Origin of the sequence: Streptomyces sp. B1I3, assembly GCF_030816615.1 — a bacterium.
GTDB lineage: Bacteria > Actinomycetota > Actinomycetes > Streptomycetales > Streptomycetaceae > Streptomyces.
In genome coordinates, this window is sequence record NZ_JAUSYD010000001.1 from 1,210,396 (window position 1) to 1,233,831 (window position 23,436).

A 23,436-nucleotide genomic window follows, 5' to 3' on the forward strand; every position below is an offset into this window, starting at 1 on the left:
GCGGCGCACCGCGAGCGGCCGGGCCGGCGGCCCGGGGAGGCCCGGTGCGACCGGTCCTCCGCGGGTCACGACGTCACCGGTTCCCTCCGATGGTCTCCCGTGCGGCGCGCAGGGACTCCTTCAGCGACCCCATGGTGGCGAGGACTGCGGTGGGCTCGTATCCGCAGTGCGCCATGCAGTTGGCACAGCGCGGGTCCTTGCCACGGCCGTACTTGTCCCAGTCGGTCTCCTCGATGAGCTCGCGGTACGTGGGGACGTAACCGTCGCTCATCAGGTAGCAGGGCCGCTGCCAGCCGAAGAGGGAGTAGTTCGGGATGGCCCAGGCGGTGCACGGGAAGTCCGCCTTGCCCTCCAGGAAGTCCAGGAAGAGCGGGGAGTGGTTGAGCCGCCAGCGGGCCCGGTTGCCGCCCGCGAACGACTTCTTGAAGAGTTCGCGGGTCTGCTCGACGCCCAGGAAGTGCTCCTGGTCGGGTGCCTTCTCGTAGGCGTAGGCGGGCGAGATCATCATCTCGTCGACCTGGAGCTCGTCGTTGAGGTAGTTGAGGACCTCGATGACGGTCTGCGGGGTGTCCGTGTTGAAGAAGGTGGAGTTGGTCGTGACGCGGAACCCACGCCGCTTGGCCTCCTTCATCGCCTCCACCGCCTCGTCGAAGACGCCCTCCTTGGCGACCGACTCGTCGTGCCGCTCGCGCAGTCCGTCGATGTGCACCGCGAAGGCGAAGTAGGGCGAAGGGGTGAACTTCTCGAGCTTCTTGCGCATCAGCATGGCGTTGGTGCACAGGAACACGTATTTCTTCTTCGCCACCAACTGACGCACGATCTCGTCGATCTGAGGGTGCATCAGGGGCTCGCCGCCGGCGATGGACACCATCGGGGCACCTGATTCGAGCACTGCCCCGACCGCCTGCGCGACCGGCATGCGCTGCTTGAGCACCCCGGCCGGGTGCTGGATCTTCCCACATCCCTCGCACGCCAGGTTGCAGGCGAACAGGGGTTCCAGCTCGACAATCAGCGGGAACTTGTCCCGCTTGCGGATCTTCTGTTCGATGAGATACGTCGCAACCTTGATGGACTGACGGAGCGGCATGGCCATCTGGGCTCACCTCCTGGGGAGCAGCAAAGATCGGTGCCATTCATGGAAAGCGGGAAGCACGGCACGGAGAACGCGGAATGCCGATATTCCACCGCGGACCGTGCCGATGCGGACGAGCTCATGCTCTGGAGCGTCCACGACCACCCGTACGGCCGCAACCGGGCGTGGCCCGGTCCGTACGGCGGTGCGAAGTGTGGCGGCGGACTCCATGTCCACCGCGACGGCCCCGGTCGCCCGCAGCCCGGCACGCTCGGCTCCGCGGACGACATGGTCCGAGCCGGCGAGCGGACCGGTGTGGACGGTACTTCCGGGCACCACCCTGGTCAGTGCGTCGACCAGCAGGCCGGCCCCGGTGCAGGCCGTGGTGCCCGCGGCGTCCCGCGTCTCCTCGGCCACCACCAGGTCACCGGGGTGCATGCCCGGGGCCAGCCCGGCACAGAAGCCGGAGGCGATGACCGCGGCGCCCCCCGTCCCCTGCCTTCCCAGTGCGTCGCGGACCGCCTTCTCGGCCGCCCTGGGACCCATCCCGGTCCTCACGACGGTCACGGGGCCCGGGCCGCCGCCGGCCCTGCCGGTGCGCAGGGCCAGTCGCTCGATACCGAGTGCGCAGGCGATCAGGAGCGGCAGGGCGGGACCGGGCGGCTCCTGGGCATCGCCCATCGCTTCAGGCCCCCTTTCCGCTGCCCGCACCGTCGCGGGCAGCGAACGGGTCGCCGTACACGTACCGGCCGAGGGCGGTGAGGGGGAACACCTGCCGGTAGAGGTGGTAGTTGATGGAGAAGTCCCACGGGAAGCCCGTGCCGGTGAAGTACGGCTCGTCCCAGGAACCGTCGGCCTGCTGGGTGCCGGCCAGCCAGGCGATGCCCCGTTCCACGGCCCTGCCCTCGCGTTCCCCGGCCGCGAGCAGCGCGAGGAGCGCCCACGCGGTCTGCGAGGCGGTCGAGGCGCCGTGCCCGATCCACTTCTCCTCCCGGTAGGAGCGCAGGTCCTCGCCCCAGCCTCCGTCGTCGTTCTGCACGGACTCCAGCCAGCCGACGGCCCGGCGGACCGAGGGGTGCGCGGCGGGCAGTCCCGCGGCGACGAGAGCGGGCACCACGGAGCCCGTCCCGTAGATGTAGTTGACGCCCCAGCGGCCGAACCACGCCCCGCAAGCCTCCTGTTCGGCGAGGAGCCACTCGATGCCGCGGCGGGTACGGGGGTGATCGGCTCGTCCCTCGACGGCGAGCATCTCCACCACGTGGCCGGTGACGTCCGCGGAGGGCGGGTCGATGACCTCACCGAAGTCGCAGAACGGGAGCCGGTTGGGGAAGGGGCTCGTGTTGTCCGCGTCGAAGGCGCCCCAGGCCCCGTTGCGCGACTGCATGCCGAGGTTCCAGCGCACCCCTCGCTCGATGGCGGCCTCGAGCCTGTCGGGGTCCGGGTGGCGGACGCGGCGCAGCGCCAGCACGACTTCGGCGGTGTCGTCGATGTCGGGGTAGTTGTCGTTGTGGAACTCGAACGCCCAGCCACCCGGCGCCAGTCGAGGTCGGCGTACGGACCAGTCACCCGGCCGTACGATTTCCTCACCGAGCATCCAGTCCGCCGCCTTCACGAGCGCCGGGTGCTCGGGGCTCACCCCGGCGTCGGCGAGCGCGATGGTGGCGAGGCAGGTGTCCCAGACCGGGGACTGGCAGGCCTCGACCATGCGAGCGCCGTCCTCACGCCAGACGGTGAACCGGTCGAGCGAGGCGAGCCCCGCCCGCATCACCGGGTGGCCGAGGTCGTAGCCGAGCAGGTGCAGGGCGATGACGGAGTACACGGCGGGTGGCTGGATCCCGCCCCAGCAGCCGTCGTTCTCCTGGCGCTCGATGATCCAGCGGGCGGCGGCGTTCATGGCGCTGCGGCGCAGCCTGCGCGGAGCGACCCTGTGGTAGGCGTGCAGCGCCTTGTCGAGCCGCTGGAAGAGGCCGTCCCAACTGGCCGCGGGCGCCATGGGTCCGGGCGGGTTGGGGCGGGCCGGGTCGGTGTGCAGCTCGTCGAGGGTGAACGGCGCGGGGCGTACGGGCCGCTTCGCGGAGACGATGGTGAGCGGCACGATGGTCTGGCGGGCCCAGCAGCCGAAGTCGTAGATGTTGAGCGGGACCCACGTGGGGAAGAACATGAGCTCGGGCGGGAGTTGCGGCAGGTCGTCCCACTTCCACCAACCGAAGAGCGCGAGCCAGATCCGGGTGAAGACCCGGGACGCCGCGATGCCGCCCTGTTCCCTGACCCAGCGGGCCGCCCGGATCATGTGCGGGTCGTCCGGCCGGTCGCCGGCCAGCCGGAGGGCGACGTACCCCTCGATGGTGGCGGAGAGGTCGGGGGGTCCGCCGTGGAAGGTGGCCCAGGTGCCGTCGCCGAGTTGTTCGCCGCGGATGAAGCGGGCTGCCGCCTGCACCGTGTCCGGGTCCTGGATCCCGAGGAACTGGCGGAGCAGCAGGTCCTCGGCGTCCATGGTGATGTTGGTGGCGAGGTCTCCCTTCCACCAGCCTTGCTCGTCCTGCCTGCCGAGGAGGTGCTGCACCGAGCGTTCCGCGGCGCGCCGCGCGGCGGCGAAGGCCTCTTCCGCCGCGGTGGTGGTGGTCGTTGCTTCGGTCGGTTGGCTGGCCGAGGCTGCGCGGAGGTTCGCGGCTCCGGTGCTTCCGTCGGTCGTCGCTGTCATGGCTTCCCCTTCGTGCAGTGTGGTCCTCTGCTGTGCTGGGGTCTCCGTCGGCGGACGCCCGGTGTGGGCGCCCGCCGGCGACTGCGAGTCATATCTGAATGGTGATCATCTCTTTCGTACGACGACGAAGTCGGCGAGCGCGGTGAGCTGCGCCCGCACGTGTTCCGGCATGTCGACGCCGTCCAGCGCCCGGATGGCTACCGTGTGCTGACGGCGGGCTTCCTGGGCGGTCCACTCGCGGCCACCCGCCTCCTCGATGAGTGCCGCACGCGCGGCGAACTCCTCTTCGGAGAAGCTGGCGAAGTCGTTGCTCTTCGCGTCGGCGGCCAGCAGGTCACCGAGCCGGGCGGACGCCGGTCCGCCCGCGGCGAGCGCGGCCACGACGGGCAGGGACTTCTTGCGCTGACGCAGGTCGCTCCAGGTCTGCTTGCCCGTGGACTCCGGGTCGCCCCAGATGCCGAGCAGGTCGTCGACGGCCTGGAAGGCGAGGCCGAGGTGGTAGCCGTACGCCTCGAGGGTGTCGGCGGTGCGGTCGTCGGCACCGCCGAGCACGGCGCCGATGGACACGGCACAGGCGAGCAGGGCGCCCGTCTTGTTGCCCTCCATCTCCAGGCACTCCTCGACGGTGACCCGCTCGCGGTGCTCGTAGGAGATGTCCTGGGCCTGCCCGTCGATGAGCTTGCGGGTGGCCGTGGTCAGCCGGCGGGCCGCGCGGCCGGCCTCCGCGGTGCCGAGCTCCAGCAGGACCTCGTTGGCCAGCGCGAAGAGCGCGTCGCCGACGAGGATGGCCTGGGCCGGGCCGTGCACCTTCCATACGGTGTCACGGTGGCGGCGCTGTTCGTCGCCGTCCATGAGGTCGTCGTGCAGCAGCGAGAAGTTGTGCACGAGTTCGACCGCGACGGCGCCGGGGATGCCGGCCTCGGCCGGGGCGCCCGCCGCCTCCGCGGACAGCAGGGACAGCGCCGGGCGGACGGCCTTGCCGCCGTCGCCGTCGGCGGGCCGGCCCTGGGCGTCGATCCAGCCGAAGTGGTAGGCCGCGACGGTGTCCATGGGCGGCGCCAGCCGATCCACAGCAGCTCGCAGCACCGGCGCTGACAGGGCCCTTCCGCGCTCCAGAAGCGCGGTGACATCCGTGGTGTCCGCCACGGTGCCGTAAGCCGGTTTCGCCGGGGTCACAGACTCTCCTCTTGTTCCGGTGGTACTGCTCATGCCGCCTCCTGCAGCGGATGTACGGGGGCCCGGCCGAGGGCGCGGAGCGCGGCGTCCGCGGCGCTGAGGCCGCTGCGGACGGCGCCTTCCATCGTGGCGGGCCAGCCGGTGGCGGTCCACGCGCCCGCCAGGTGGATTCCGGGGGCGCGGGTGTGCGTGTCCGGCCTCAGTCGCCCCACTCCTGGCACGGGCGCGAAGGTCGCGGTGCGCTCGCGGGTCACGAAGAAGTCGCGGATCCCGGCGCCGCGCGCGGCCGGGAGGAGCCGCTCCAACTCGGGCAGGTAGCGGCCGCGCAGTTCCGCGACGGGCAGGTCGATCTCGTCCTGCGCCGCGGACTGGGAGACCGCGAGGTACTGACCGGCGCCCTGGAGACCGGAGGGCCCGGTGCGGTCGAAGACCCACTGGACGGGTGAGCCCAGAGCGGCGAAGAACGGTTTGCGCAGGACCTTGCGGTCGTAGACGACGTGCACGTTGAGGATCGGCGCGTCCTTGATGTCGAGCAGGCGGTCGGGGTCGTCGAGCGCTCCGTCGGGCAGCAGCCGGTGGGTCTCGCCCTGCGGGACCGCGAGGACGACGGTGTCCGCGTCGATCAGCTCGCTGCCCGTGTCGACGGCCCAGCGGCCTTCGCCGGCGCGGGTGACCGAGCTGACCCGGGTCCGCAGGCAGGTGCGTACGCCCGCCGATTCCAGCGCCTTGCGGGCGCGTGTGTCGTGCAGGTCGCCGAGCGGGACGGCGGCCCAGCCGATGTCGGCGGCGCCGGGTTCGGAGAGCAGACCCGTCTTGAAGACCATGGCGGCGAGTGCCATGGAGGCGTTCGGCGCCGTGGCGTTGAGCGTGGCGACGCCGACGAGGTCCCAGAGCGCCTCGATCGTGCGCCGCGACTGCCCGTGCCGGCGGAGCCAGGTCGCGAAGTCGATGCCGTCGAGTGCGGGGTCGGCCGGATCGAGGCGGCCCAGGGCCAGCGCGGCGCGTGCGACGCCCGCCTTCTCCGCGAGCGAGAGGTGCGGGTAGCCGGCGAGCCCGCCCGCGAGGTGCAACGGCACGGGCAGCCCGGTGCGGCGCAGCCGGCCGAGCCTCGGCCCGGCGGGCCGGGCGACGTCGAGCACGGGCACGTCGAGGCGGTCCTGGAGCGGCGCCAGGTGGGCGCCCTCGATCCGGTCGAGGAACCAGCGGTAGCCGGTGCAGCAGCGCAGGTACACGTGCTGGCCGTTGTCGACGGACAGGTCGCCGCGGCAGAAGGAGAAGGCGAGTCCGCCGAGGCGGGGCCTGCCTTCGAGCAGGGTCACGTCGATCCCGGCGTCGGCCAGACGCAGGGCGGTCGTGACCCCGGCGAGTCCGCCGCCGACGACCACCGCGCGGTGGGGGTGCGGTTGCCGGCCGGTCATGGGTTCCCCTCTCGCCGTTCCGTCGCAGTCAGGGACGCGGCGCGCGGGCGGGGGGTTGCCCGCCTCGCGCGCCCGGAGCCGGTCCGACGATTCATCAGACCCGCCCCCTGGCCGTCCGGCGCGAGATGTACCGCGCGTCGAGTCCCGACAGGCCGCGTATGGCAACGTACGCCTTCTCGTGGCCGGGCAGCGAGACCCTGCCGCGCAGGACCGCCTCGGGGTCGCGTTCGATCCGGTCCAGGAGCCGGCGGTAGATGCCGGCCATGGCGGCCACGCAGGCACCACTGCGCCGGTCCAGCATGGGCAGCAGCCGGTAGCCCTCGGCGAACAGGGCGCGGGCACGCCGCACCTCGAAGTGCACCAGCCCGGCGAAGTCGGATCCGGGCGGCGGGGTGGCCCGCCGGAATCCGCCGGCGCAGCCGAACTTGGCGAGGTCGTCGGCGGGCAGGTACGTACGCCCGTTGCCCGCGTCCTCGCGGACGTCGCGCAGGATGTTGGTGAGCTGGAGGGCGAGGCCGAGGGTGTCGGCGTACTCCGCGGCCCGGTCGGCGCCCGGCGCACCCGGTTCCGTGCCGAAGACGCCCAGGCTGAGCCGCCCGATCGCACCCGCGACGCACCGGCAGTAGGTCTTGAGGTCCTCCCAGGTCTCGTAGTGCTCGCCGCGGACGTCCATCAGCACGCCGTCGATGAGCTCGTCGAGTCCGCCCAGCGGCAGCGGGAACCTGCGCGCGGCGTCGGCGAGCGCGACGGCCACCGGATCGGTGTCGTCCTCGTCGACCTCGCCCTCCCGGATCCGGCCGAGCAGTTCACGGGTGCTCGCCAGCCGGGTGCGCTTGGTCGCCGGGTCCAGCTCGCCGTCGCCGATGTCGTCGACCCGACGGGAGAAGGCGTACAGGGCCGACATGGCCTGCCTCTTCTCGTACGGCAGCAGCCTGATGCCGTACGCGAAGTTCCTGGCCTGCTGTCCGGTGACGGCCTCGCAGTAGCTGTATGCGGCCTGTACCGGTGCCGACATGTACGTCGTCTGTCCCTCCACGGTCCGGCTCACCCCTCTCTGTGCGCTCTTCGCAGGACGGTTCCCACGGCGCGCAGCAGACTGGGCGTGGTGGGTCCGGGTGGTCCGGGGAGTACGTCGAAACCGGCGCCCGCGATCGCGGTGAGGGCGGCCCGCCCGCCGCCGACGAAGCCGGCGAGGAGCAGCCTGAGCCTGCCGTGGACGCTGCCCACCAGGGGGATGCCCTCGTCCAGCAGGTCGTGGGCGCGCTGGGCCTCGAAGGCGATCAGGGCGCGCACGGACGCGCCTGCGGACGGTACGCACAGGTCCGGTTCGGCGACATGGAAGCGGGCCATGTCGGCGGCGGGCAGATAGATCCGGTCGCGGCGGAGGTCCTCGGCGACGTCCTGGAGGTGCTCGACGATCTGCAGGGCGGTGCAGACGGCGTCGGAGCGGCGGATCCTCTCGGGACTGGCCGTGCCGGTGATCTGCAGGACGAGCCGGCCGACGGGGTTGGCGGAGAGCTCGCAGTAGGCCAGGAGTTCCTCGTACGTCGCGTAGCGGCGGAGTTTCTGGTCCTGGCGGTTGGCCTCGATGAGGCCGAGGAAGGGTTCGGGGGTGAGCGCGCGGCGTCGCACGGTGGGACGCAGGGCGCGCATAAGGGGGTGCCGCGGGCCGTCGCCACGGGCGGCGAAGACGCGGTGCAGGTCGGCCTCGAGGGCGTCCAGCATGGCCGGGCGGTCCTCGGTCTGTGCGGCTTCCAGGCCGAGGTGGCGGGCGTCGGCGCCGCCGGGTGCCAGGTCGCCGTCGCCGATGTCGTCGACCAGCCGGGCGAAGCCGTAGACCGCCATCAGGTCGTCGCGCCAGGCACGGGGCAGGAAGAAGGGAGCCACGGGGAAGTTCTCGTCCGCGGCCTTGTCGAGCGTGCCGGTGGCGGCGCCGGTACGCGCCTGGTGGGCAGGGGTCACTGCGTACCGCCCGACGCGGGGACGGCGAAACCACGTCGGAGCTGGAGATTTCCCATCATTGCCGTCATATCTCCCGTTCTACACTGCTGACCCAAAACATCCCTTTTCGGACACGCCGCTCGTCTTCCCGAGTGCGACAGGCACACAACGGGCGGGGCGCCGGGGGACGTATCGACCCACATTGCCGCGAATCAGCACCGGTACAGCTTACGTTGTACAGCTCACAGGGCCACTCCGGGGTCCAGCGCGCCCTGGTTGAACACGCTGATCCCCGCCAACCTTCCCCGGGTCACCACTGATTGACGTCATCCGACGGGAGGAGATGGCTTCTCCGGTCTCCTACCGCGCCTGCCGTACTCCACGGCCCCTCACATCGCCGTGGCCCCCGCCGCAGTGCTCCGGCGGGGGCCACGGGAAAGCGACGGCCTACTTCCCGGTCTCCCGCTCGTAGGCCTTGAGCACCTCTTCGGTGGGACCGTCCATCAGGAGCTCGCCCTTCTCCAGCCACAGCACGCGGTCGCAGGTCTCCCTGATCGTCGTGTTGTTGTGGCTGACGAGGAAGACGGTGCCCGCCTCCTTGCGCAGCTCACGGATCCGCTCCTCGGAGCGGACCCGGAACTTGCGGTCACCGGTGGCGAGCGCCTCGTCGATCATGAGGACGTCGTGGTTCTTGGCCGCCGCGATCGAGAAGCGCAGCCGCGCCGCCATGCCGGAGGAGTACGTGCGCATCGGCAGCGTGATGAAGTCGCCCTTCTCGTTGATCCCCGAGAAGTCCACGATGTCCTGGTAGCGCGCGCGGATCTCCTCGCGGCTCATCCCCATGGCGAGGCCGCCGAGCACCACGTTGCGCTCACCGGTCAGATCGCTCATCAGTGCGGCGTTGACGCCCAGCAGCGACGGCTGGCCGTCCGTGTAGACCCTGCCCGACTCCGTCGGCAGCAGTCCGGCGATGGCCCGCAGCAGCGTGGACTTGCCGGAGCCGTTGGTGCCGATGAGACCGATCGCCTGGCCCCGGTAGGCGGTGAAGGAGACCCCCCGCACCGCGTGCACCTTGCGGACGCCGCGCGGCTCGCCCTTGCCACGCCGCACCATCCGGCTCAGCGCCGCCGTGGCGCTGCCCTTGCCCCCGCCCGTGCCGTTGACCCGGTACACGATGTGCACCTCGTCCGCGATCACGGTGGGGATGTGTCCCTGGGACGTTTCCTCAGCCACGGCCGTACCGTTCCTCTGCCTTCCAGAAGTACACGAAGCCCAGGACGCCCACCACGAGCGACCAGGCGATGCCGACGGCCCAGACGTGCTGCGGCAGGTTCTCGGAGCCGTAGCCGTCGATCAGCGCGAAGCGGACCAGGTCCATGTAGATGGCCGCCGGGTTGTACTGCAGCACGTCGGCGATCCACTGCGGCTTGTCCGCCAGCATCACCGGGATGGAGAACATGACGCCCGAGGCGTACATCCAGGTGCGCATGACGAACGGCATCAGCTGCGCGAGGTCCGGGGTCTTGCTGCCCAGCCGGGCCATGATCAGCGCCAGGCCGCTGTTGAAGAGGAACTGCAGCGCCAGTGCAGGCACGACCAGCAGCCAGGAGAGCGCCGGGTAGCTGCCGAAGCCCACCGCGACCGCGACCAGGACGATCATCGAGAACAGAAGCTGCTGGAGCTGCTGCAGCGAGAACGAGATCGGCAGGGAGGCGCGGGGGAAGTGCAGGGCGCGGACCAGGCCCAGGTTGTTGGAGATGGACCGCACCCCCGCCATGACCGAGTTCTGGGTGAAGGTGAAGACGAAGACGCCCGTCACCAGGAACGGGATGAAGACCTCCTGGGACATCCCCTTCTTGGTGCCGAGGATGATCCCGAAGATCAGGAAGTACACCAGGGCGTTCAGCAGTGGTGTGGCCACCTGCCACAGCTGGCCGAGCTTGGCCTGGCTGTACTGGGCGGTCAGCTTGGCCCTGGAGAACGCCAGGATGAAGTGGCGGCGGCCCCAGAGCTGCCGGATGTACGCGAACAGCCCGGGCCGGGCACCGCTGACCGTCAGGCCGTACTTGGCGGCCAGCCGGGAGGCGCTCAGTCCCTCGTCGGCGGACGGCGGGGGGCTCAGCGCAAGCCCGCCGTTGTGGGTCGTGTCACTCACAAGTCAGAACTCTCGTCTTCACAATGCGCAGCCGGGCACGGCCGAGGGCGGACAGGTTCCCCGTACGGATGAATACGGCTCATGGTCTCAGAGGGAAGCCTCTCAGATCACGGGTGGTCGGCCCAGTCTGGTCAGCCGCCACACCGTACGCCACCTCATCGGACGCCGGGGCCCGCAGGGCTTCGCCCACCCCTCCCGGAACCCCCCGAACCAGGCCTTCAGCGCGGGCAGGGACGGCTTGCGCACCAGTGTGAGCAGCATCCACACCCCGAGGTAGACGGGGACCAGCGGCACGGGAAGGTTCCGGCGGGCGAGCCAGACCCGGTTGCGGGCGACCATGCGGTGGTAGACCGCGTGCCGCGAGGGAGCGGTGGTGGGGTGGTTGAGCACCATGTCCGCGCGGTAGTCGATCATCCAGCCGGCGTCCAGGGCTCGCCAGGCGAGGTCGGTCTCCTCGTGCGCGTAGAAGAAGTCCGCGGGGAGCGGGCCGACCTCGGCGATCACCTGGGTGCGCACCGCGTTGGCGCCACCGAGGAACGTCGTCACCCGGGAGGAGCGCATCGGGTCGGAGGCCCGCAGCCGCGGCACGTGCCGGCGCTGGGTGGCTCCGGTGTCCGGGTCGGCGATGCGGAAGGTGATGATGCCGAGCTTCGGGTCGGCGCCGAACGCCTGCCGGCAGAGCTCGGCGGTGTCGGAGTTCGGCAGCAGCCCGTCGTCGTCGAGGAAGAGCAGGGCGTCCACGTCGGCGCCGGAGGGGCCGAAGGCCTCGATACCGACGTTGCGGCCGCCGGGGATGCCCAGGTTCTCGGGCAGTTCCACCGTCCGCACGCCCGCGGGGACGTCGGGAACCGGGGCGCCGTTGCCGACGACGACGACCTCGATCCGGTCGCCCTCCTGCCCCGCGACCGAGTCGAGGAGGGCACGCAGCTCGTCGGGCCGGTTGCCCATGGTGATGATGACAGCGCCGAGTTTCATGACATGACTCACTTCAGCCTGCTGGACGCCAGGATCGACACCAGGTGCAGGACGGTCTGGAGCAGGGCGATGCCGGCCAGTACCGCGACGGCGAGACGGCTGAAGAACAGGTCGTCCCTGACCACGTCGACGACGGCGGCCACCAGGACGACCAGCGACGCCTCGATGCCGAGGATCAGCCGGTGGAACTTGAGCGCGCCGGCGGCCCGGCGGGCGAACGCCATGCCGGAGGAGCGCGGCTCGGACGCGGCCTCCTTGACCGGCGGCAGCCCGCCCTGGTGCCGGGCGACCCCGACGAGGTCGGTCTCGGCCTTGACCAGGATGGCGCCGAGCGCGGCGAGCGTGCCCAGGAAGGCCCACAGCCAGTCGATGCGTCCCGGTCCCCACAGGTCGGCGGCACGCAGGCCGAAGCCGACCAGTACCGCCGCGTCGCACAGATAGGCGGCCACCCGGTCCAGGTACACCCCGCCCATCGAGAACTGCTTCTTCCAGCGGGCCACTTCACCGTCGACGCAGTCGAGCAGCAGGTAGAGCTGGACCATGAGGACGCCGAGCAGCGCACCGGGGATCCCCGGGACGAGCAGGGCGGGCGCGGCGAGCGCGCCCGCGACGGTCATCACATAAGTCAGCTGGTTGGGGGTGACCTTGGTGTTCACCAGGTGGCGGTCGACGCGCAGCGAGATCTCGCGCATGTAGAGCCGACCCGCCCAGTGCTCGCCGCTGCGCCGGTCCTTCACGCCCGCAGGGTGCACGACCGGGCGGAGTTCAGCTATGGATGGCTTGTGCATAGTCGGCGTACGCGTCCCTGATCTGGTCGGTGGACAGGTTGAGGTGTTCCAGGATCGTGAAGCGTCCCGGGCGCGTCTGCGGGGCGTACTCGACGGCCCGCACGAACTCGTCGGTGGTGAAGCCGATCTCGTCGGCCAGGACGGGCAGTCCGTGGCGTCGCAGTACGGACGCCATGTGGAGCGCGTCCGCGCGCGCGCCGCGCAGGTGCATGGCGAAGCAGGCGCCGAGGCCGACCTGTTCGCCGTGGCTGGCCGCGCGCTTCGGGTACAGCAGGTCGAAGGCGTGGTTGATCTCGTGGCAGGCGCCCGAGGCGGGCCTGGAGTCCCCGGCGACCGACATGGAGATGCCCGTCAGGACGAGCCCCTCGGCCAGCACCTTGAGGAAGGCGTCGTCACCGACCCCGCCGGGGTGGCGCAGCACGGCCTCGCCGGCCTGCCGGGCCATGGCCGCCGCGAGTCCGTCGATCTCCTCGCCCCGCTCGTCGTGCGCGAGCTCCCAGTCGGCGACGCAGGAGATGTTGGAGACCGCGTCCCCGACGCCCGAACGCACGTACCGTGCGGGCGCCTCGCGGATCACGTCGAGGTCGATGACGACCGCGATCGGGGTGGGGACCCCGTAGGAGCCGCGTCCGTTGTCGTTGTCCAGCGTCGCGACCGGGGAGCAGAGCCCGTCGTGGGAGAGGTTCGTCGCGACGGCGACCATGGGCATGCCCACGCGCGCGGCGGCGTACTTCGCCACGTCGATGATCTTGCCGCCGCCGAGGCCGACGAGGGCGTCGTACCGGTTCCCCTTGATGCCGTCGGCCAGGCGCACCGCGGAGTCGATCGTGCCGTCGGTGACGGAGTACCAGTCGGCTCCCGGCAGCACGGGGGCGAGCCGCTCGCGCAGGGCGCGCCCGGAACCCTCGCTGATCGCGATGGCGAGCTTGCCCGAGGAGGAGATCCGCTGGTCGGCGAGGAGACCGGCCAGGTCGTCCATGGCGCCGCGCCGGATGTCGACGACGACGGGGGACGGGATGAGGCGGGTCAGTACCGGCACGCGATCTCCCTGCCGCGGGCGAGGTCGTCGTGGTTGTCGATCTCGACCCAGGTCACGTCGCCGATGGGGGCCACGTCGACGGTGAAGCCACGGTTCACGAGCTCCTGGTAACCGTCCTCGTAGTACAGGTCGGGGTCCCGCTCGAAGGTGGTCCTCAGCGCGTCGGCGAGTTCCTCGGCCGCCTCGGGCTCGATCAGCGTGACGCCGATGTACTCGCCGGTCGCGGTGGCCGGGTCCATCAGCTTGGTGATGCGCCGCACACCCTTGTCACCGTCGGTGATGACCTTCATCTCCTCGTCGGCGAGGTTCTTCACCGTGTCGAGGGCGAGGATGATCTTCTGGCCCTTGCCGCGGGCGTCCAGGAGGGTCTTCTCGACGGAGACGGGGTGCACGGTGTCGCCGTTGGCGAGGATGACGCCCTGCTTCAGGACCTCACGCGCGCACCACAGGGAGTAGGCGTTGTTCCACTCCTCGGCCTTGTCGTTGTCGATGAGCGTCAGCTCCACGCCGTACGTCGCCTCGAACTCCGCCTTGCGGGCGTAGACGGCCTCCTTGCGGTAGCCCACGACGACCGCGACCTCGGTGAGCCCGACCTCGGCGAAGTTGGCCAGCGTCAGGTCCAGGACCGTCTTCTCGCCGTCCACCGGCACCAGGGCCTTGGGGAGCGTGTCCGTGTAAGGACGCAGACGGCGTCCGGCACCGGCAGCCAGTACGAGGCCGATCATGCGAGTTCTCCTTCGTCGTGAACAGCGGGCGCCGAGGAGGACACCCAGAAGCGGATGGACTCCACGAGCACCACCAGAGCCACGGCCACCGCGAGCGCGGTGAGAGCCGTGGTGAGCTCCGGGCTCCGGATCAGCACGGCGGCGAGTACGGCCACGACGAGCGTCCGGCCCTCGTGTCCGCCGATGGTGCGCACCAGCCACTGGGGCGGCGCACCGGTGCCGCCCCGGATGCGGTAGACCGTGTCGTAGTGATGGTAGGCGACCGCCGAGACCAGGCCGAATGCCGCGGGAACGGCGTGCGGCACCTCACTGCGGGCCGCCAGGACGAGGACCGTGCAGTACTCGGCGGCCCGGAAGAACGGGGGCACGAGCCAGTCGAGCGCGCCCTTGAGCGGGCGGGAGACCGCGAGGCCGGCCAGGACGGTGTACACGGCTGCCGCGCCCACGACGAGCCATCCGCCGTACGGGGTGAACAGTGCCGCGGCGACCATCAGCAGGCTCGCGAGCAGTGCCGTCAGCGGGGCCGTGAAGCCGCCGCCGGGGCGGCGGACCACAGCGGCGACGGCCTGCGCGAGCGGTCCGGAGTCGGCGAGGTCGGCCAGCGCCCGGGCCGCGCGGTCGGTGCGCCGCGCCTTGCGGGTGAGTGAGCGCAGCAGCCGCCCGGCCGTGGTGTAGCAGGCCGCCAGCGAGCAGCCGATGAGCAGGGCGCAGAAGACGACGCGGGGTGTGGTGGCCGCGGTCAGTACGGCGATCATGGCCCAGCGTTCACCGATGGGCAGCACTATCATCCGGCGCAGCCAGACCGTCCAGCCGACGCTGTCGAGCTTGTCGGAGAGCGCGGCGGTGGGGCTCGTGTTGGAGACCGCGTCGTGATTGGCCTCGTTGAAGGAGAAGTCGACGACGTGGCGGCAGGCCTGGAGCACCATCGCGCCCAGCGCGAGGGTCCACACGTCGTCGCTGCCGCCGCGGGCCGCACCGAGGGCGAGGCCCGCGTAGTACGCGTACTCCTTGGCCCGGTCGAAGGTGGCGTCCAGCCAGGCGCCCATCGTGGAGTACTGCAGGGAGTACCGGGCGAGCTGCCCGTCGGTGCAGTCCAGGACGAAGGAGAGGAGCAGGAGCACACCGGCCGCGACGTAGCCGCCGCGGGTGCCGGTCGCCGCGCTGCCGGCCGCGACGAGGGCGGTGATCAGCGAGGCGGTGGTGACCTGGTTGGGGGTGAGACCCCGGCGGGCGCACCAGCGGGCGATGTAGCGGGAGTACGGGCTGATGAAGTAGGTGGTGAAGAAACCGTCGTGGGCCTTCACGGCGCTGCGCAGCCGTACGGCCTCGTCGTCCACGGCGTCCACGGCGGCCCGTGCGGCGTCGCGGCCCTCGGGGTCGGTGGGTACCGCGGCGGTGAGCGAACCGAGTTCGGGGCGCTGCACCGCGGTGCCCTCGGCGTCCAGGGCCACGGCCAGCCGGCCGGGCACCGTGCGGTCCTCGGCGACGGGCTCCGCGCCCGGCGGCGCGACGGGGCTTCCGGCACCGACGGCGACGACGGCCCGTCGCAGGGCGCGCAGCAGCGCGCCCCGGGCCTCGGGCTGTGCTGTGAGGGCGCCGGGTAGGGCGGCGGCGGCGAAGCGGGGGTCGGTCAGTCCGAGCCGGAGGGCGTGGACGTGCCCGACGAACCGCGGGTCGACGAGCGCGACGCGCTGGTCGAGGGGGACCGCAGCGAGCAGCTCGGCGGCCTCGGTGGCGTCGGCGGCGGCGGTCACGTCGAAACCGAGCGACCGCAGATCGTCCTCGAGCGACGATCCGGGTACCGGCGCACCGGTGAGGATGGCGGTCGACAGACGAACTCACTCCTTGGGTGCTGACGGAACGGCGCGCGACGGTAGCGGTCCGGAGGCGGACCGGGCGGCGCATCGGCTGAGGCTATCGGATGAACGGAAGACCGAGTTCACCACCCGTTTGTGCTCCGTTCGGGCGAAGCGATCATCATGCGGCGCCGTTCGCGATCATCATCGTCGATCAACGCCTCGCCCCACAAACCGCGTCCGGTGAGCGCATAGGGTGACGGGTATGACGTGGTTGATCACAGGCGGAGCGGGTTATATCGGGGCACATGTGGCGAAGGCCATGACGGGCGCCGGGGAGCGGGTCGTCGTGCTCGACGACCTGTCCACGGGCATCGAGGAGCGGCTGCCGGCGGACGTCCCGCTGGTGCGCGGCTCGGCCTCCGACCGCGGGCTGCTCGACCGGGTCCTGGCGGAGCACGCGGTGACGGGTGTGGTGCATCTCGCGGCGAAGAAGCAGGTCGGCGAGTCCGTCGAGAAGCCGCTGCTGTACTACCGGGAGAACGTGAGCGGGCTCGGCGTCCTGCTGGAGGCCGTGGTCGCGGCCGGTGTGAAGCGGTTCGTCCTCTCCTCGTCGGCCGCGGTGTACGGGGTGCCGGACGCGGAACTCATCGACGAGGCCACTCCGTGCGCGCCGATCAACCCGTACGGCGAGACCAAGCTGGCCGGGGAGTTGCTGGTGCGGGCGACGGGGCGGGCGCACGGCCTCACCACGGCCTGCCTGCGGTACTTCAACGTGGCCGGGACCGCCGAGCCCGAGTTGTCCGACACGGGCGTCCACAACGTCGTGCCGATGTTCTTCGACCGGCTGACGCGCGGCGAGGCGCCCCGGATCTTCGGTGACGACTACCCGACGCCCGACGGGACCTGCGTCCGCGACTACATCCACGTCGCCGATCTCGCCGACGCACATCTTGCCGTGGCCCGGGAGCTGACGGGGCGGGCGCCGGGCGAGGACCTGACGCTGAACATCGGCCGGGGTGAGGGGGTCTCCGTGCGCGAGCTCGCCGCTCTGGTGGGGGAGATCACCGGACTGCCCGCAGAGCCCGTGATCGAGCCGCGCAGGCCCGGGGACGCGGCCAAGGCCGTGGCGTCGTCCGCACGGATGGCCGAGGAGCTGGGCTGGACGGCCCGGCTCGGCGTGCGGGACATGGTCGAGTCGGCGTGGGAGGGCTGGCGCCTGCACCACCCCGAGGCGCGCGCCCGCTGAGCGGCGTCCCGGCGCCCAGACTGTGACCTGCATACGTTTCCCCAGGTCAGAACAGATGACAACGGTGTTCAGTGCCGTGTTGCCCGATACCCCCCGCCCGTAGTTGACTGGCACGGTCGGGCGATCTGCGCCCGACGCGGCGACGCGTTGCGGAGGCGTTCTCATGGGGGTCGGCCACGATCACGGGCACACGCACGCAGGACCGCCGCCGACGGGAACGGCCGCCGCCGCGTACCGGGGCCGGCTCCGGGTCGCCCTGGGCATCACGCTCGGCGTCACGGTCATGGAGATCGTCGGCGGGCTGCTCGCCGACTCCCTGGCCCTGATCGCGGACGCGGCCCACATGGCGACCGACGCGCTGGGCCTCGGCATGGCGCTGCTCGCCATCCATTTCGCCAACAGACCCTCGGGCCCCAACCGCACCTTCGGCTTCGCCCGTGCGGAGATCCTCGCGGCACTGGCCAACTGTCTGCTGCTCCTGGGCGTCGGCGGCTACCTGGTCTTCGAGGCCGTCGACCGTTTCGTCACCCCGGCCGAGACCCGGGGCGGCCTGGCCATCGTGTTCGCCGCCGTGGGTCTGGTCGCCAACGTCGTCTCCCTGTCCCTGCTGATGCGCGGGCAGCGCGACAGCCTCAACGTGCGGGGCGCCTACCTCGAGGTCGTCGCGGACACCCTCGGTTCCGTGACCGTGCTGGTGGCGGCGGGCATCATCATGGCCACGGGCTGGCAGGCCGCCGATCCGATCGCCTCGCTCCTCATCGGCCTCATGATCGTGCCCCGTACGGTCAGGCTCCTGCGGGAGACGCTCGACGTGTTGCTCGAGGCGGCGCCCGAGGGGGTCGACATGGACGAGGTACGCGCCCACATCACGGCCCTGCCGGGCGTGCTCGACGTCCACGACCTGCACGCCTGGACGATCACCTCGGGGATGCCGGTGCTGTCCGCGCACGTGGTCGTGCAGCAGGAGATGCTGGACTCGATCGGGCACGAGAAGCTGCTGCACGAGCTGCAGGGCTGCCTGGGCCATCACTTCGACGTCGAGCACTGCACCTTCCAGCTGGAGCCGAGCGGGCACGCCGCGCACGAGGCACGGCTCTGCCACTGAGCCGGCGGGCCGGCCGGTGCTAGGGTCCTCGCCGTAGATCCGTGCACGAGCCCGTGCCGGTGCGCGGTGGAACCCGTACCCGGTCCGAGAAGAGGAGCTGAGGGTGATGACTGTCGCCACGACCGCTGCCCCGCGCAGCAAGCGGCCCTTCCTCGTCCTCCGGGTTCCCGGCTAGCCACTCGGCCGCTCTCACGTCGCGGCGTCGGCCCGGGGCCCTCTCACCCAAAGGGTTTCCCACGTTGTCCGACCACATGATCGACGCGTTCTTCGCACTGCACCACGCTCTGCCCAGGCAGAGCCCGGGCTCCGACGCCACCACGCGGCGGCTGCTCGCTCTCGCCGGCCCTCAGCCGGCCCGTCCGCGCGTCCTCGACCTGGGCTGCGGCCCGGGACGGGCCGCCCTGTTGCTCGCCGCGGAGGCGGGCGCCGAGGTGACGGCGGTGGACCTGCACCAGCCGTTCCTCGACGAGCTGCGGGAGGCCGCCGACGCCCGCGGGCTCGGCGACCGCGTCCGCACCGTCAGGGCCGACATGGCCGATCTCACCGGCCCCCTGTTCGCCGAGGCCTCCTTCGACCTGGTCTGGGCCGAGGGCTCGGCGTACATCATCGGGTTCGACACCGCGTTGCGTGACTGGCAGCGGTTCCTCGTTCCCGGCGGCTCCATGGTGATCACCGAGTGCGTCTGGACCACCGATGCCCCGTCCGCCGGGGCCCGCTCCTTCTGGGACCGGCACGCAGCGCTGCGTCCGGTCGTGGACAACGCCGCGGCCGCCGTGGCCGCGGGCTGCCATGTCCTGGGCGTGCTGATCCAGCCCGACAGCGACTGGGACGAGTACTACCTCCCGCTCTCCGAAAGGGTCGCGGCGGCCGACCCGGCGGCTCCGGGGATGGAGGCGGCGCTCGCGGCCACGCGTGAGGAGCTGGCGGTACGCCGTGAGTACGGGGCGGAGTACGGCTACGCCGGATTCGTACTGCGGCCGGTGGACCCCGGCTGGCGGACCCGACCGGAGAGGGCCGCCGACCGCGAGGCGGTGCGGGACGTCGTCGCCTCGGCGTTCCCGACGCACGCCGAGACCGCCCTCGTGGACGCGCTGCGCGCCGACGACGGCGCCTGGCTGCCCGGCCTGTCGTACGTGGCCGAGGCCCCGGACGGCTCCGTCGCCGCCCATGCCCTGCTGACCCGCTGCCGGGTCGGGGACGCGCCGGCGCTCGCACTGGCGCCGGTGGCGACGGCCCCCGGTCATCAGGGCCGGGGCGCGGGCCGTGCGGTGGTGCGGGCCGTGCTGGACGCGGCCCGGGTGCGGGGTGAGTCGCTCGTCCTGGTCCTCGGGCATCCGGGGTACTACCCGGCCTTCGGCTTCGTACCGGCGTCGCGCTTCGGTATCGTGCCCGGCTTCGAGGTTCCCGACGAGGCGATGATGGCGCTGGTGCTGGACGATTCCGTTCCGGTGCCGACGGGCATGATCCGGTATCCGGCGGCCTTCGGAGTCTGACGCGGTGTCCGCCCCGCCGCGCCCCGTGGTGCGGCGGGGCGGACATGCCAGCACCCGTAGTGCGGACAAGCGGCTTTTGTACGGCAGACTTGACCGCACTCGAGGGGGTCCGGCGCACGAGGCCGGGAACCGAAGCGAAGGATGGGTATGCCGACCACACCAGCCACCGCGGCGCACAGCTCGTCGAACGGCACAGCAGAAGCGATCATGCTCGAACTGGTCGACGAGGACGGCACCACCGTCGGTACCGCGGAGAAGCTCGCTGCCCACCAGGCGCCGGGCCAGCTGCACCGGGCCTTCTCCGTCTTCCTCTTCGACGAGCGGGGGCGCCTGCTGCTGCAGCGCCGCGCACTGGGCAAGTACCACTCCCCCGGTGTCTGGTCGAACACCTGCTGCGGTCATCCGTACCCGGGCGAGGCGCCCTTCGCTGCGGCGGCCCGGCGTACGTACGAGGAGCTGGGGATCTCGCCCTCGCTGCTCGCCGAGGCCGGCACGGTCCGCTACAACCACCCCGATCCGGTCTCGGGGCTGGTCGAGCAGGAGTTCAACCATCTGTTCGTCGGGATGGCGCAGGAGCAGCTGCGGCCGGACGCGGAGGAGGTCGGTGAGACGGCATTCGTCACCGCCGGCGAGCTGGCCGATCGCCATGCCGTCGCACCGTTCTCGGCGTGGTTCATGACGGTGCTGGACGCGGCGCGGCCGGCGATCAGGGAGCTGACGGGACCCTCGGCGGGCTGGTGACACCGCGCGGCGGACGCCGGGCGGTCAGAGCTGCGACGTCAGGGGCAGCGCCGCCCAGATGATCTTTCCGCCGCCGGCCGTGTGCTCCACGTCACAGGTGCCGCCCGCCTCGGCGGTGATCTCCCGGACGAGCAGTAGCCCGCGGCCGCCCGTCTGCCCGTAGTCCGTGACCAGCGCCGTGGGGCGGTAGGGGTGGTTGTCCTCGACGCAGACCCTGATCCACTCCGCCCCGATCGCCACCTCGACGGCGAGCTCGGGCGACAGCAGCGCCGCGTGCTTGACCGCGTTGGTGACCAGCTCGGACACGATCAGGAGCACGCCCTGGAGGATGTCGTCGTCGACGGGTACGCCCTGCCGGTGCAGCAGGTCACGTACCGCGTGCCGGGCCTGCGGCACCGAGGCGTCGACGGCGGGGGCGGTGAACCGCCACACACCCTCGTACGGCACTGGATGGGCCGGAACACTCCCGCGGCTCTCCATGGACCGACACCCGCTCTCGACTCGCACATCGCTGACCATCGGGTAACGAGTGTCGGGAACAGCGTGGTCCAGCCCTCGCCCATGACCACAAGTGGTCAGTTATAGAGGGAAAATGACTGGATGGGTATGACAGCGTCAGGTGATTGGACTACTTCTCGTCCGCTTCGGGCGTCATCCGGTCCGCCACCAGGCTGACGATGCGGCGGCCGCCGATCCCGGTGGCGATCAGCCCGAGCCCGTCGAACAGCAGGGCCGGCGAAGGGAAGCAGCCGAGCGCTCAGAGGCTGCTGTGCGGCCGGTGGACGAGCACCGGCCGCCCCGGCAGCAGCCCGAAGGCCCCTGCAGCAGCGTCCGGCCGGACCCGCGGTCCCCGTACGACGACGCTGCCGGCCGGCCGGAACGGATAGCATCCGGCGCATGGACCCCCTGTCACGGGCGGAGCCGGCGTCCCGGACGGAACCGCGGCTGGAGCACACGGTCGCGGACGGCGTCGCCACCGTCGTCATCAGCAACCCGGCCAAGCGCAACGCGATGACCGCCGGCATGTGGCGGGCGCTGCCCGGCCTCCTGGACCGGCTGGCCGCCGACCGCTCGGTACGGATGCTGGTGCTCACCGGCGCCGGGGACACCTTCTGCGCCGGCGCGGACATCGCCTCGCTCCGGGACCCCGGCGGCCGGCCGCAGGAGCTCGCCGTCCGGGCCGAGGAGGCCTTGGCGGCGTTCGCACTGCCGACCCTCGCCGCCGTGCGCGGGTACTGCGTCGGCGGCGGCAGCCAGCTCGCTGCCGCCTGTGACCTCCGCTTCGCCGAGGAGGGCGCCTCGTTCGGGGTCACCCCGGCCAAGCTGGGGATCGTCTACCCCTCGTCCTCCACCCGTCGGCTGGTCTCGCTGGTCGGGCCGGCGACGGCGAAGTACCTGCTCTTCTCGGGGGAGCTGATCGGGACGGAGCGCGCCCTGCGCACCGGGCTGGTGGACGAGGTGCTGCCGGCGGGCGGGCTCGACGACCGGGTGCGGGCGTTCGCGCGGGTACTCGCCGTGCGCTCCCGGCTGACCCAGGCAGCGGCCAAGGAGTTCGCCGACGGCCGTGAGGACCGGGACGGCCACTGGGCGCGGCAGGCGCGGGGCAGCGGCGACACCGCGGAGGGTGCCGCCGCCTTCCTGGAGCGCCGGGCGCCCCGCTTCACCTGGGCGGCCCCGCCCGCCGGTGACTCCCCTACCGCAGGATGAAGCGGCTCCTGGCACGCCATTCCTCGACGAGTGCCGCCGGCGCCTTCTCGGGCGATCCGGCGTCGTAAGGCGGCTGCGGGTCGTACTCGGTCAGCAGCTGGACGGACTGGGGTGCCGGGGCTGCCGGGCACGAGGAGCGTGCCGAACTCCGCGGCGTCCTCCAGAGCGCCGTCGGGGACCAGCGTCAGACCGCTCGACGTGCGGACGGGCGAACCGTCCAGCGAGGCGGTGCGCAGCTCGTAGGAGACCCCCGGGAATTGGGAGGCACCCGCGAAGACCTCCACGGGACCGCTCACATCGAGGCTCTGGACGCCCTCGAAGAGGACGACGAGTACGGATCGCTGCTTCATGTCCGCCATCCTGGGCGGAGGCCGCGGATGGCCGCAATGACGAGTTCCCCACCTTTCCTGCCACGGCAACGGACGAGGCCCCCCTCACGGCGCCCCAGGTCACCGGACGTACTAACCAGTCGGTAACGTGCGCGCATGAGCACTCTCCCGCCGCGCGCCGGCCGCCGTTGCCACAACGCACTCAACCCGCTGCACTCGACCGTCTACTTCTCCCCCGACCTGGCCGAGGAGCTCGGCAAGCTCGGCATCGAGGACCCGAGCGCCGCCTACTTCGCCGCACGCGGCGCCGCTCTGGGAGCCGTCGGCCCGGGCGCGGTCACGGCGGCCTTCTACAACTTCAACCACGAGCTGGTGGCGCGCCATCTGCCCGCGGTCTGGTCGATCGCCTCGCCCGCTGCGGTGCTTGAGGCGCGGCTGCGGGCCGCCGACTCGACCCTGCGCCGGGTGCTCGGCGAGGAGACCGTCGCCTCGTCCGGGATGGCCGAGGCGGCGGAGCTGGCCCTGCGGGCGACGGAGGCCTGCACGCGGCACGCCCGCCCGCTGTACGCCGCCCACGCCGATCTGCCCGTGCCGCAGCAGCCGCACCTGGCGTACTGGCACGCGACCACGCTGCTCCGCGAACACCGCGGCGACGCCCACCTCGCCGCGCTGGTCACCGCGGAGCTCGACCCGCTCGAGGCCCTGGTCAGCCACACCGCGACCGGCAAGGGCATGTCGCCCCGGTGGATCCTCGCCACCCGCGGGTGGCGGCGCGCGGACTGGGACGCGGCCGTGGAACGGCTGCGCGGGCGCGGCCTGCTGGACGCCGACGGCGAGTTGACGGACGCGGGCACCGCGCTCAGGGCGGACCTGGAGGAGACGACGGACCGGATGGACGCCGCGCCGTACGAGCACCTGGGGGCGGACGGGGTGGCACGCCTCACGGAACTGGGGCGCGGCTTCCTGTTCGCGGCGGCCTCGGCCGGCGCGTATCCCGAGGACCTGGTCGGCAAGGGCTGATCGCCG

The 23,436-nt window shown here is 71.8% G+C and carries 21 protein-coding genes and 3 pseudogenes; 6 read left to right on the top strand and 18 right to left on the bottom strand.

The window, feature by feature from the left end; all coding sequences use genetic code 11:
* Positions 1 to 73: 73 nt before the first annotated feature.
* From hpnH to QFZ58_RS05830, 14 genes are all read right to left on the bottom strand, one after another.
* Complete coding sequence (hpnH, locus tag QFZ58_RS05765) at positions 74 to 1,093, bottom strand: adenosyl-hopene transferase HpnH (RefSeq protein WP_307123814.1); 1,020 nt, start codon at positions 1,091 to 1,093, stop codon at positions 74 to 76.
* Positions 1,094 to 1,099: 6 nt separating this feature from the next.
* Positions 1,100 to 1,753, bottom strand: coding sequence for a 1-hydroxy-2-methyl-2-butenyl 4-diphosphate reductase (locus QFZ58_RS05770; RefSeq protein WP_307123815.1), 654 nt, complete (start codon positions 1,751 to 1,753; stop codon positions 1,100 to 1,102).
* Positions 1,754 to 1,757: 4 nt separating this feature from the next.
* Positions 1,758 to 3,773, bottom strand: a complete 2,016-nt coding sequence (gene shc / locus QFZ58_RS05775) for a squalene--hopene cyclase (protein WP_307123816.1) — start codon at positions 3,771 to 3,773, stop codon at positions 1,758 to 1,760.
* Between the two features lie 105 nt (positions 3,774 to 3,878).
* The gene (locus tag QFZ58_RS05780; RefSeq protein WP_307123817.1) at positions 3,879 to 4,982 is read right to left on the bottom strand and encodes a polyprenyl synthetase family protein; all 1,104 of its coding nucleotides are present in this window, start codon (positions 4,980 to 4,982) and stop codon (positions 3,879 to 3,881) included.
* Positions 4,979 to 6,367 carry a hydroxysqualene dehydroxylase HpnE gene (gene hpnE, locus QFZ58_RS05785; protein ID WP_307123818.1) on the bottom strand — a complete coding sequence of 463 codons (1,389 nt, stop codon included), beginning with the start codon at positions 6,365 to 6,367 and terminating at the stop codon, positions 4,979 to 4,981. Before hpnE ends, QFZ58_RS05780 begins: the two co-directional genes overlap by 4 nt.
* Before the next feature lie 94 nt (positions 6,368 to 6,461).
* On the bottom strand, positions 6,462 to 7,382 hold the full coding sequence (gene hpnD, locus QFZ58_RS05790; protein WP_307123819.1) for a presqualene diphosphate synthase HpnD: 921 nt from the start codon (positions 7,380 to 7,382) through the stop codon (positions 6,462 to 6,464).
* A 29-nt stretch (positions 7,383 to 7,411) separates the two neighbouring features.
* Positions 7,412 to 8,329 carry a squalene synthase HpnC gene (gene hpnC, locus QFZ58_RS05795; RefSeq protein ID WP_307123820.1) on the bottom strand — a complete coding sequence of 306 codons (918 nt, stop codon included), beginning with the start codon at positions 8,327 to 8,329 and terminating at the stop codon, positions 7,412 to 7,414.
* A 426-nt stretch (positions 8,330 to 8,755) separates the two neighbouring features.
* On the bottom strand, positions 8,756 to 9,541 hold the full coding sequence (locus QFZ58_RS05800; protein WP_307123821.1) for an ABC transporter ATP-binding protein: 786 nt from the start codon (positions 9,539 to 9,541) through the stop codon (positions 8,756 to 8,758).
* Positions 9,534 to 10,463, bottom strand: coding sequence for an ABC transporter permease (locus QFZ58_RS05805; RefSeq protein WP_307123822.1), 930 nt, complete (start codon positions 10,461 to 10,463; stop codon positions 9,534 to 9,536). Before QFZ58_RS05805 ends, QFZ58_RS05800 begins: the two co-directional genes overlap by 8 nt.
* A 102-nt stretch (positions 10,464 to 10,565) precedes the next feature.
* A complete protein-coding gene (locus QFZ58_RS05810; RefSeq protein ID WP_307123823.1) occupies positions 10,566 to 11,438 on the bottom strand; it encodes a glycosyltransferase family 2 protein in 873 nt (290 codons plus the stop codon).
* 8 nt (positions 11,439 to 11,446) lie between these two features.
* On the bottom strand, positions 11,447 to 12,226 hold the full coding sequence (locus QFZ58_RS05815) for a CDP-alcohol phosphatidyltransferase family protein (RefSeq protein WP_307123824.1): 780 nt from the start codon (positions 12,224 to 12,226) through the stop codon (positions 11,447 to 11,449).
* The gene (locus tag QFZ58_RS05820) at positions 12,204 to 13,265 is read right to left on the bottom strand and encodes an iron-containing alcohol dehydrogenase family protein (RefSeq protein ID WP_307123825.1); all 1,062 of its coding nucleotides are present in this window, start codon (positions 13,263 to 13,265) and stop codon (positions 12,204 to 12,206) included. Before QFZ58_RS05820 ends, QFZ58_RS05815 begins: the two co-directional genes overlap by 23 nt.
* A complete protein-coding gene (locus tag QFZ58_RS05825; RefSeq protein WP_307123826.1) occupies positions 13,253 to 13,990 on the bottom strand; it encodes a phosphocholine cytidylyltransferase family protein in 738 nt (245 codons plus the stop codon). The genes QFZ58_RS05820 and QFZ58_RS05825 overlap by 13 nt, the downstream gene beginning before the upstream one ends.
* Positions 13,987 to 15,744 (bottom strand): DUF5941 domain-containing protein, encoded by a 1,758-nt coding sequence (locus tag QFZ58_RS05830; protein ID WP_307123827.1) that lies wholly within the window; start codon positions 15,742 to 15,744, stop codon positions 13,987 to 13,989. Before QFZ58_RS05830 ends, QFZ58_RS05825 begins: the two co-directional genes overlap by 4 nt.
* A gap of 307 nt (positions 15,745 to 16,051) precedes the next feature.
* Here QFZ58_RS05830 and galE point away from each other — a divergent pair, with 307 nt between their 5' ends.
* The 4 genes from galE (at position 16,052) to idi (ending at position 20,374) form a co-directional block, all read left to right on the top strand.
* The gene (gene galE / locus QFZ58_RS05835) at positions 16,052 to 17,035 is read left to right on the top strand and encodes a UDP-glucose 4-epimerase GalE (protein WP_307123828.1); all 984 of its coding nucleotides are present in this window, start codon (positions 16,052 to 16,054) and stop codon (positions 17,033 to 17,035) included.
* 163 nt (positions 17,036 to 17,198) lie between these two features.
* Positions 17,199 to 18,140: a cation diffusion facilitator family transporter gene (locus QFZ58_RS05840; protein WP_307123829.1), complete on the top strand. Its 942-nt coding sequence runs from the start codon at positions 17,199 to 17,201 to the stop codon at positions 18,138 to 18,140.
* Between the two features lie 251 nt (positions 18,141 to 18,391).
* The gene (locus tag QFZ58_RS05845; protein ID WP_307128781.1) at positions 18,392 to 19,633 is read left to right on the top strand and encodes a bifunctional class I SAM-dependent methyltransferase/N-acetyltransferase; all 1,242 of its coding nucleotides are present in this window, start codon (positions 18,392 to 18,394) and stop codon (positions 19,631 to 19,633) included.
* Between the two features lie 147 nt (positions 19,634 to 19,780).
* A complete protein-coding gene (gene idi, locus QFZ58_RS05850) occupies positions 19,781 to 20,374 on the top strand; it encodes an isopentenyl-diphosphate Delta-isomerase (protein ID WP_307123830.1) in 594 nt (197 codons plus the stop codon).
* Between the two features lie 24 nt (positions 20,375 to 20,398).
* Here idi and QFZ58_RS05855 read toward each other — a convergent pair whose 3' ends face one another.
* Both QFZ58_RS05855 and QFZ58_RS05860 read right to left on the bottom strand, forming a co-directional pair.
* Positions 20,399 to 20,854, bottom strand: a complete 456-nt coding sequence (locus QFZ58_RS05855; RefSeq protein WP_307123831.1) for an ATP-binding protein — start codon at positions 20,852 to 20,854, stop codon at positions 20,399 to 20,401.
* A gap of 148 nt (positions 20,855 to 21,002) precedes the next feature.
* Positions 21,003 to 21,254: pseudogene (locus QFZ58_RS05860) on the bottom strand (HdeD family acid-resistance protein); the annotation flags it as partial.
* 17 nt (positions 21,255 to 21,271) lie between these two features.
* Here QFZ58_RS05860 and QFZ58_RS05865 point away from each other — a divergent pair.
* Positions 21,272 to 22,081, top strand: a complete 810-nt coding sequence (locus QFZ58_RS05865; RefSeq protein WP_307123832.1) for an enoyl-CoA hydratase/isomerase family protein — start codon at positions 21,272 to 21,274, stop codon at positions 22,079 to 22,081.
* On the opposite strand, the pseudogene QFZ58_RS05870 reads toward QFZ58_RS05865, so the two are convergent.
* Together QFZ58_RS05870 and QFZ58_RS05875 are read right to left on the bottom strand one after the other, a co-directional pair.
* Positions 22,068 to 22,190: pseudogene (locus tag QFZ58_RS05870) on the bottom strand (DJ-1/PfpI family protein); the annotation flags it as partial. The gene QFZ58_RS05865 and the pseudogene QFZ58_RS05870 overlap by 14 nt on opposite strands.
* Position 22,191: 1 nt before the next feature.
* Positions 22,192 to 22,431 (bottom strand): annotated as a pseudogene (locus tag QFZ58_RS05875) (DJ-1/PfpI family protein); the annotation flags it as partial.
* A gap of 135 nt (positions 22,432 to 22,566) precedes the next feature.
* Between QFZ58_RS05875 and QFZ58_RS05880 the strand changes: the two are divergent.
* Complete coding sequence (locus QFZ58_RS05880) at positions 22,567 to 23,430, top strand: hypothetical protein (protein ID WP_307123833.1); 864 nt, start codon at positions 22,567 to 22,569, stop codon at positions 23,428 to 23,430.
* Positions 23,431 to 23,436: the final 6 nt, after the last annotated feature.